At 58.9% G+C, this 6426-nt stretch carries 9 protein-coding genes; 6 read left to right on the forward strand and 3 right to left on the reverse strand.

Annotated features, from left to right (window positions below; genetic code table 11):
- The 5 genes from AC6RA8_RS20130 to AC6RA8_RS20150 all read left to right on the forward strand — a co-directional run.
- The coding region (locus AC6RA8_RS20130) for a hypothetical protein (RefSeq protein WP_500355268.1) at positions 1 to 929 on the forward strand (929 nt) is incomplete at its 5' end.
- Between the two features lie 5 nt (positions 930 to 934).
- On the forward strand, positions 935 to 2326 hold the full coding sequence (locus AC6RA8_RS20135) for a tetratricopeptide repeat protein (RefSeq protein ID WP_500355270.1): 1392 nt from the start codon (positions 935 to 937) through the stop codon (positions 2324 to 2326).
- A gap of 70 nt (positions 2327 to 2396) precedes the next feature.
- The gene (locus AC6RA8_RS20140; protein WP_500355272.1) at positions 2397 to 2825 is read left to right on the forward strand and encodes a VOC family protein; all 429 of its coding nucleotides are present in this window, start codon (positions 2397 to 2399) and stop codon (positions 2823 to 2825) included.
- Positions 2792 to 3520 (forward strand): DUF1194 domain-containing protein, encoded by a 729-nt coding sequence (locus AC6RA8_RS20145; protein ID WP_500355274.1) that lies wholly within the window; start codon positions 2792 to 2794, stop codon positions 3518 to 3520. Before AC6RA8_RS20140 ends, AC6RA8_RS20145 begins: the two co-directional genes overlap by 34 nt.
- Entirely contained in the window at positions 3517 to 4272 is a 756-nt protein-coding gene (locus AC6RA8_RS20150) for a DUF1194 domain-containing protein (RefSeq protein ID WP_500355276.1), read from the forward strand. The genes AC6RA8_RS20145 and AC6RA8_RS20150 overlap by 4 nt, the downstream gene beginning before the upstream one ends.
- Here the strand turns inward: AC6RA8_RS20150 and AC6RA8_RS20155 are convergent.
- From AC6RA8_RS20155 to AC6RA8_RS20165, 3 genes are all read right to left on the reverse strand, one after another.
- On the reverse strand, positions 4266 to 4787 hold the full coding sequence (locus tag AC6RA8_RS20155; RefSeq protein WP_472728528.1) for a MarR family winged helix-turn-helix transcriptional regulator: 522 nt from the start codon (positions 4785 to 4787) through the stop codon (positions 4266 to 4268). The two genes, AC6RA8_RS20150 and AC6RA8_RS20155, sit on opposite strands and share 7 nt — an antisense overlap.
- 78 nt (positions 4788 to 4865) lie before the next feature.
- Positions 4866 to 5132, reverse strand: coding sequence for a succinate dehydrogenase assembly factor 2 (locus AC6RA8_RS20160; RefSeq protein ID WP_500355278.1), 267 nt, complete (start codon positions 5130 to 5132; stop codon positions 4866 to 4868).
- Positions 5125 to 5523: a helix-turn-helix domain-containing protein gene (locus tag AC6RA8_RS20165; protein WP_500355280.1), complete on the reverse strand. Its 399-nt coding sequence runs from the start codon at positions 5521 to 5523 to the stop codon at positions 5125 to 5127. The genes AC6RA8_RS20160 and AC6RA8_RS20165 overlap by 8 nt, the downstream gene beginning before the upstream one ends.
- Positions 5524 to 5615: 92 nt before the next feature.
- Here AC6RA8_RS20165 and AC6RA8_RS20170 point away from each other — a divergent pair.
- On the forward strand, positions 5616 to 6426 hold an 811-nt coding region (locus tag AC6RA8_RS20170), incomplete at its 3' end, for a pyridoxal phosphate-dependent aminotransferase (protein WP_500355282.1).

The following is a 6426-nucleotide window of genomic DNA, read 5'->3' on the forward strand; positions in this document are numbered from 1 at the left end:
CACTGACCGCTCTGGTCGCGGCGTGTGGCAATGGGCCCCGAGAAGAGAGTGATACCGACGGAGGTGGCGGTACGCCAACCGATCCGCCAACCGACACTGGTGTTCCTGACGCCATTGCTGGCGATCTGGGCTCTATCAACTTCAACACGGCGACAAATACACTGACCGTCACAGGTCTGTCCCAAGACGGTACACCCGTGGTGAACGAATACACACGCGTCGCGACGAGCTTTGTCGATGGATACGAGACCTTCACAGGTCAGAATGACCCGCTGGGTCGCCACGCAACGGCTTTTGTCGCCAGCAGGGATGGTGTTCAGGCAGGCGTGGTTATGACCGGCCCGCAGTTCAACACCTTCTTTGGTGGCTCGTTCTTTGAACGTACCGGCTCATATGTGGCCCCTACGGCACCGGAAAGCCGCTTTGACGTAACCTATTATGGGAACTACGCCGCTGGTCTGAATGGTGCGGGCCCCGTTACTGACCTCCTCCCGACGCCCGGCGTGGATCCGAGCGTGGATACACCCAGTCAGACTGCGTATATTCGCGGGTTGATGTTTGTGAATGTGGACCTGAACGACCTGTCGGTTGAGGGGGAGATCTACAATAGGCTTGCAACCACCGCAGGCGGCGACATTGACCTACCGGACATTGTCTTAGTTGACGGCACTTTGACCGGCGATGGCACATTCAGCGGCAACATCGAGCAAGATGAGAGCGACCCGGATTTCCCGATCAGCGACGCAAGCGACATCGGAGACTTTGCGGGTGTGATCGGTGGGCCGTCGGGTGAATTTGTCGCCGGTGGTACGCGCGTCACCGATTTCACCGACAGCTTTGAGGGTGAAATCGAGCATGGCGTTTTCGTCCTCGACTTGTGTGTCGAGGGGAACACTGATCCGATCTGTGTAAACGCTCTGCAGCCATAAGGCTCATGAAACGAGCGCTTTTTGCAATTGCGCTGTCGCTGTGGGCGTCGACGGGGCTGACGGCTCCCAAAACCCAAAACAGCCAGACGCTTACCATGGAGCAGGCGCGCGTTCTTGCGCGCCAAGCACTATATGCGGGCCGCTTCGATCTAGCGCGAGATGTGGCCGCGGTGCTGGTGCGAGCGAATCCCGAGGATGCCTACGCTTATGGCGTGTTGGCCGCGGCGCATTCGCGGTTGAATGACCGCAAGGAGGCCCGTTCGGCCGCTCGTCTGTCCTACAAACACAGTGAAACGTCTGCGCAAAAATTCGGTGCTGCACGAACCGCAGCGAGTATCGCCTTTCAGCAGGAACGCCCGACGGCATCGCAGATGTGGCTGCGATTGGCCGCAACCCATGCAGAAACCCCAAAGCAAGATGCAATGATTTCGCGCGACTATGCCCAGGTGCGCCGGGCAAATCCGCTGCGCTTCAATCTGAGCTTTTCAGTCGCACCATCGAACAATGTGAACAGCGGCACCGACAATGTGTTGGAAGTCAACAATGGTGTTCCAACCGGGTCCGTGTTTCGTGCAGGTTCACGTGCACTGGATGGCGTTGTGTCTACTATGGACGTGCGATTGAGTTATCGGCTGGCACAAAGCCAAAAAAGCAGGACAACAGCATCCGGCCGCTTATATGTAAGGCGTGTTGACCTGTCGTCCGATGCGGAACGCCAAATAGAAGAAACGGCATCGGATCTTGGAAACGAGGACTTCAATGAGACCTATGCAGATGTCGGCATTGAGCACACGTTCGCACTAGGGGCACAAGGCAATTCGCTCACCTTGGGCGCATCGCTGGGCGCTAAGTGGTTCGCCGGGGAGCGAATTTACGACACCACCAAGCTTTCGCTATCGCGTGGTTTGACGCTCTCGAACGCCACATACCTCAGACTAAACAGCGGCTTTGAACGGCGATTTGCGACCGTTGGCAACTTTCGAAATGCGGATATCTTAACCCTTGGTGCGTCTGTCACTCACAAGCTTAAGGGCGGCGACAAGTTAAGTGTTGGGCTTGCCGTTCAGGAGCAAAGCGGGGACTTTCGAAACGCCGATTATCGGACTGCCAGTGTGCGGGCAAATTATTCATTTGGTAAACAGCTGGGTCCGGTTCAGATTTCGACGGGTCTCACTTTTGGCTACACCGACTACGACCAATACGCACTTGTTCGCACGATTGCCGGCGGGCGGCAAGACGAAAGCCTGTACGGGGACGTATCCTTTTTCTTCGCTGACTATGATTTTGCCGGCTTTGCCCCCAATCTGCGCATTCGTACAGGCCGTAGATCCTCAAACGTGAACCGGTTTGAGATCGATGAGACCACCATCACTCTGGGCATCCAATCAAAGTTCTGAGAGGCTCTGGCCCCTTTTGGGCCGTATGCTAGGTTAGGCGCGACACCAACCCCTGACGGAGACCCCGCACATGGCACTGACCTATCTGCATACAATGGTTCGGGTGAAGGACCTGGACGCCTCGATGGCATTCTACAAGCTGCTGGGCCTTGAGGAGACGCGGCGCCATGACAGCGAAGGCGGTCGGTTTTCGCTGATCTTCATGGCTCCGCCCGATCAGCCGGAATGCCCTGTCGAGTTGACCTACAATTGGGATGGCGATGAAGGGTTGCCCGATGACAGCCGCCATTTCGGGCACCTCGCCTATCGCGTCGATAACATCTACGAGACTTGCCAACACCTGATGGACAATGGTGTGACCATAAACCGTCCGCCGCGTGATGGGCACATGGCCTTTGTCCGGTCGCCGGACAACGTGTCGGTCGAGCTGTTGCAAGCAGGCGATCCCCTGCCCCCGGCCGAGCCATGGGCCAGCATGGAAAACACAGGCCATTGGTAAGACTTGCGGCCATTTTGGCCGCCTGCGTCGCCGCATCCCCTGCGGCGGCGTGTCGGCTGGCTTTGCTCTTGGCCCTTGATGTTTCGTCATCCGTCGACGCGACCGAGGACCAGCTGCAACGGGGTGGCCTTGTGGCCGCCCTGACGGCTCCCGAGGTCCGCGCGGCTTTCTTTGCCATTGATGCGCCGGTGGCGCTGGCCGTGTATGAATGGTCGGGACGTTACAATCAGGAGGTCGTGCTGGACTGGACCCTGATTGACAGTCCTGCGGCCCTGCTGGGCGCGGCGGAGACCGTCGCGGCAAGCAAGCGCTCTCACAACGAATTCCCCACTGCCATGGGCTATGCTCTTGGCTTCGGGGCCGAGATGCTGGAGCGGGCTCCATCATGCCTTTACCGCACGATTGATATGGCGGGCGATGGGCAAAACAACGAAGGGTTTGGGCCCCAACTCGCCTATCGCGAGTTTGCCTTTGACGACGTGACGGTGAATGGTTTGGTTGTGAATGCAGCCGAGTTTACATCAGAGACCATGTTGATCGAGTTTTACCAGCGTGAAGTGTTACGTGGCCCCGGTGCCTTTCTGGAGGTCGCGCAGGGGTTCGAGGATTACGAGCGCGCCATGCGCCGGAAGCTTGAGCGCGAGCTGACGCCACCCGTGATCGGCGCGCTTGATCTGCAGCGCAGCGACGGATGATCCGCGCGGCACTTATCTGTGCCGCGGTCATCGCGGCGACCGATGCCCGGGCCGAGACGGCCTGTCGACAGGCTCTGGCGTTGGGCCTGGACGTATCGGGATCGGTCGATGCCCGGGAGTATCGCTTGCAGATGGATGGGTTGGCCGCAGCCTTGGACAGCGGCAGGGTGCGCCAGGCCCTTTTGCAAACGCCATCCGCACCCGTAAATCTGCTGGTCTATGAGTGGAGCGGGCCGGAAGACCCGGAGGTGATCCTGCCGTGGACAGCGATCGACAATACGGCGGTTCTGAACGGTGTGATTGGTCAGTTGCGGGCGACCGAGCGGCGCCAGGCCAGCCCCGGGACGGCTCTTGGCCTGGCCATGCGCGAAGGGGCTGCACATCTGGCGCAACGTTCGGACTGTTGGAAGCGGACGTTGGACTTGTCGGGGGATGGTAAGTCGAACCTTGGTATTCGGCCCGTGGATGTGAAGCCCGAATTGGAAGATACCGGGATCACCATCAATGCCCTGGTGATCGGGGCAGACGCACCCGACTTGGGCGATGTGCAGCAAGGAGAGATCTCAGCGCTCTCCGCTTACTTTCAGAACAACGTGATTGTCGGATCAGACAGCTTCGTTGAAACCGCATTGGGTTTCGAAGACTACGCCGCCGCCATGGCCCGCAAGTTGGAACGGGAGCTCGAAACCCTGATCCTTGGGGACGCATTACTATCGTCAGCGCCCGGTATTCCGGGCGGCGGCGATCAGTAAATGTAACGGATCTGATCCGTCCAATACCGTTCCATGCGCTTGAGCGATGCGGTGATGTCGATGATCCCTTCCGGGCCGAGTACGCCCTTGGATTGCAGCCCATCTGCATGGCGCAGGAACAACTCGTTCACTACGTCGCGAATCTTGCGCCCCTTTTCCGTCAGGCGCACGCGGACGGAGCGGCGGTCAATCTCGCATCGCTGGTGGTGCATGTAGCCCATTTCCACCAGTTTCTTCAGGTTATAGCTGACATTCGAGCCTTGGTAATAGCCACGGCTTTTCAATTCGCCTGCTGTCACCTCATTGTCACCGATATTGAACAGCAACAGTGCCTGGACCGCATTGATTTCAAGCACGCCGACCCGTTCGAATTCATCCTTGATCACATCGAGCAGCAAACGGTGCAGCCGTTCCACAAGCGACAGCGCCTCTAGGTAACCGACCATGAAACCTGCGTTGGAGGCCGTTTTGTCGGCCATGCCTGGGACCTGCCCGATAGGGTCCTGAATGCTCATCCGTTTTCTCCGACATCATCTGCTCTGGCCAGAAGATGCGGTTGATTCGGAAATATTCAGTTAAATGCGCCAGAGCCCTTATTTTTCGGGCTGAAACGTGCGCGACACCGCACCAACCAGGTCAGCAAGATGCGCTGGCGGCGCTTCCTGGCCTGTCACCCACCGGTACAGATCCTGATCATTCTCATTGAGCATGGCATCATACACATCGAGTTCGCCATCGGTCATGTCCGCCAGATGCCGCCCGGCATAGGTCGACAGGATCAGGTCCATTTCCTTGATCCCGCGGCGCATGGAGCGCATGTGCAGCCGCTTCAGGCGGTGTTCGCGTGGTTCGTCAGACATCACTTGCCGTCTGCATTGCGATGCGCAGCTTTTTCTCAAGCCGCCCCAGTTGTTCGGCACGTGCCAGCATGTCTGACCGCATGTCGCGCACTTCGGTCAGCAGGTCGCGCATATCAGCGGTCAACGGCTCTTCGGCCACGGGCGCGTCGAGCCCCTCGCCTTCGCCGTTGATCAGCCACATCATCGAAACGTTCAGCAGCCCGGCCATCATCGACAGACGGTTGGCGCGTGGTTCGCTCAGGTCGTCTTCCCACGCGCGCAGGGTTGCTAGCCGCACGCCAAGACGCTTTGCAAGCTGCTTCTGGGTCATGCCGGCCTGTTCGCGCGCACCGGCCACGCGGTCACCGAATGTCGACGCCTCAGCGCTGTACCAGTCCTGCAGATCGTCCATGGGATTACTCTCCTTCTCGGCGCTGGCGCTTGATCGCGCGAGATACGCCGCCTATGAGGGTTTCTATACCGTCCTAACGCCCCGAGGCCAACATGACATTCCTTTCCGCGACACTCGACCGCGTCAAACCGTCTCCGACTGTTGCCCTGACGGGCCAGGTGGCCGCGCTGAAGGCGCAGGGCAAGGACATCATCGGCCTAGGCGCGGGTGAGCCGGATTTCGACACGCCCCAGAACATCAAGGACGCGGCCGTGGTGGCCATCGCGCTTGGCAAGACCAAGTACACCCCGGTTGATGGCATCCCCGAACTGAAACAAGCTATTGTCGAAAAGTTCAAGCGGGACAACGGGTTGGACTACACCCCGGCGCAAGTCACAGTCGGAACCGGTGGCAAACAGATCCTGTACAACGCACTGATGGCAACACTGAACGAGGGCGACGAGGTTGTGATCCCCGCCCCCTACTGGGTGAGCTATCCGGACATGGTTCTGCTGGCAGGCGGCACGCCCGTCATTGCCGAAGCGTCGCTGCAAACCGGTTTCAAGCTGACCGCCGATCAGCTGGAATCCGCCATCACAGACAAGACAAAGTGGCTGATTTTCAACTCGCCTTCGAATCCGACGGGCGCGGGGTACACCCGTGAAGAGCTGAAAGAGATCACCGATGTGCTGATGCGCCACCCTCATGTCTGGGTGATGACGGACGATATGTACGAGCATCTTGTCTATGACGACTTTGAATTCACGACCCCTGCTCAGATCGAACCGCGCCTGTACGACCGCACATTGACAGTCAACGGGGTGAGCAAGGCCTATGCCATGACCGGCTGGCGCATCGGCTACGCGGCAGGCCCCGAGGACCTGATCAAGGCGATGCGCAAGGTGCAGTCGCAATCCACATCCA

This window comes from Tateyamaria sp. (genome assembly GCF_059783535.1).

What these genes read in the sequence shown, in the direction of transcription:
- AC6RA8_RS20150 (WP_500355276.1), top strand. Translation starts at nt 3,517, where the DNA reads ATGATCCGCGCGGCACTTATCTGTGCCGCGGTCATCGCGGCGACCGAT.
- AC6RA8_RS20135 (WP_500355270.1), top strand. Translation starts at nt 935, where the DNA reads ATGAAACGAGCGCTTTTTGCAATTGCGCTGTCGCTGTGGGCGTCGACG.
- AC6RA8_RS20140 (WP_500355272.1), top strand. Translation starts at nt 2,397, where the DNA reads ATGGCACTGACCTATCTGCATACAATGGTTCGGGTGAAGGACCTGGAC.
- AC6RA8_RS20145 (WP_500355274.1), top strand. Translation starts at nt 2,792, where the DNA reads ATGGGCCAGCATGGAAAACACAGGCCATTGGTAAGACTTGCGGCCATT.
- AC6RA8_RS20155 (WP_472728528.1), bottom strand. Translation starts at nt 4,787, where the DNA reads ATGAGCATTCAGGACCCTATCGGGCAGGTCCCAGGCATGGCCGACAAA.
- AC6RA8_RS20160 (WP_500355278.1), bottom strand. Translation starts at nt 5,132, where the DNA reads ATGTCTGACGAACCACGCGAACACCGCCTGAAGCGGCTGCACATGCGC.
- AC6RA8_RS20165 (WP_500355280.1), bottom strand. Translation starts at nt 5,523, where the DNA reads ATGGACGATCTGCAGGACTGGTACAGCGCTGAGGCGTCGACATTCGGT.